Origin of the sequence: Winogradskyella sp. ECml5-4, from assembly GCF_036903175.1 — a bacterium.
GTDB classification, from domain to species: Bacteria; Bacteroidota; Bacteroidia; order Flavobacteriales; family Flavobacteriaceae; genus Winogradskyella; species Winogradskyella damuponensis.
The window spans coordinates 1-1773 of sequence record NZ_JAYJLF010000052.1 but is presented as its reverse complement, the minus strand read 5'-3'; the positions used below and the strand labels follow the sequence as shown (position 1 = coordinate 1773).

Annotated in this window: 1 protein-coding gene; it reads right to left on the bottom strand. The window is 28.7% G+C overall.

Going from position 1 to position 1773, the window contains the following annotated elements:
* Positions 1 to 249 precede the first annotated feature (249 nt).
* Complete coding sequence (locus VDP25_RS17545; RefSeq protein WP_334471929.1) at positions 250 to 1641, bottom strand: hypothetical protein; 1392 nt, start codon at positions 1639 to 1641, stop codon at positions 250 to 252.
* Positions 1642 to 1773: the final 132 nt, after the last annotated feature.

Below are 1773 nucleotides of genomic sequence, written 5' to 3'. Positions count from 1 at the left end.
CCGTTTTATTCAGAGTTGCTTTTTCAGTTTTTAATTCCGTTGACTTTTTGCAAGAAAATAGACAAAAAACTAATAATATGTATATGGCTTTGAGGTTGTTCATCAAATGTTTGCTAACGTGTTTGTATATGGTTTGTTGCGTTGTTTAGCACGTAATTTAGCAAATAAAAACCGAATAGAAAATCCGCGAGGATTTTCGTAAGTAGGCTAGAACTAGCAATAAATTATATACGGTGTTGGGCATAGTACTTACATTCCTACCTGTTGTTCTAGGTATTTAGTCAATAGAGCAACACCAACATCACCGACTTTGTCACCAACTTTTCCTAAAAATCCATATAATTTTTGCCAAGCACCTCTCTTTTTTTCTTGAGAACTTCCATTATCCTTTAATTCATAAAGTGATGTTTGTAATTCTGTAGCTTCTGATAAATTGTTGCTAAATTTCTCAATCAGTTTATTTAGCAGTTGTTCTTCCGGACTAAAATTTATATTCCCATTAAGTTCATTAGTTACTATTCCATCTACTTTGTTAATTATTTGAGGGTTAACTAGAATAGTTTGATTTTGAATAGTTTGATTTCCAAATGTTAAGTTTTTTGTTGAATTTGAACTCGGAACAGCACTTTCTATATATTCCAAAACGTCTTTTGATAGTTCGTATTCTTGAAGTTCACTTTGAAGTTTATGCTTTATAGAAATAATTTTAATCTCTCTTTCTTGTTTTATATCTAATAATAATCTTTGAGATTCCTTTACGTATTTTTTTAAAATGCTCTGTTTTTTAGGAACTGAAATATCTAATTCATTTATTAATTTTTCAGCTTCTTTTGGATTCGAAGAACATAAATCCATAAAAGCAGTAAATTCTTTATAAAGGTCATTGATTTCTGATTCTGAAATATCCTTATTTACAGAATATAATGAACAGACAATTCCTAAATCGGTTCTATTTTGTGTTATTTTAAGTTCTTCGTTTGCTACGTTGGAAGCATAGTCTCTAAATAATGTAATGAATTTGTCAAATTCACTACTCCAAATCCTATCATTGGGAACATAAATTCTAAACAAAAGACCTTCTGCAATATTCTCAATAAAGTTTTGTCCAGAAATCTCTACATCAATAAGTTTTTCGTAAGGTAAAGCAGTTAGTTCTAGATTTATCCGCTTTATTAAAGCTATTACTCGATTTAAATAATCAGATTCAGATTCATCTACATTATGAAAATTTAAAAAATTTTCTAAACCTGTTTGACTGTAATATATGTAGTCATCTTCTTCATCAACCTCAAAAACGGACTCTTTTATATCTACAGATTGAAAATAACTGAAATTACCAACTAGGTTATCTTTATATATGAAAATGATGTGTTTTCTTTCTTTTAATAATGCAAACAACCTTTCTACAACGTCTTTATATTCGGGAATACACATTCTAAATAGTGTATGTTCGGTGAATTTTGCTATAATTATTATTTCGTTTTCGACATCTTCTTCTAAAAACTCACAAATGCTTTCCCAATTTTTTACGCTTGAGCTCAAAATTTTTAACTTTCTATAATATCCATTTGTTTGAAGAGTAGTAGTAATAGTTCCTCTGTCAATTTTATCCAGTATTAACGCTATTTTTTCTGTACTCATTTAGTTTCTCGGTATGTCTAGTCCTGAAATATGGCTACAGGTTAAAATTGATTTTACGCTGATAATTTATATACCATATTAGGTGTTTTATAGTCTAAAGATAAATGTAATCTTATTTCGTTGTATAAATTA

Excerpts from the sequence above, each read along its gene's own strand:
- VDP25_RS17545 (WP_334471929.1), bottom strand. The coding sequence starts at position 1,641 with ATGAGTACAGAAAAAATAGCGTTAATACTGGATAAAATTGACAGAGGA.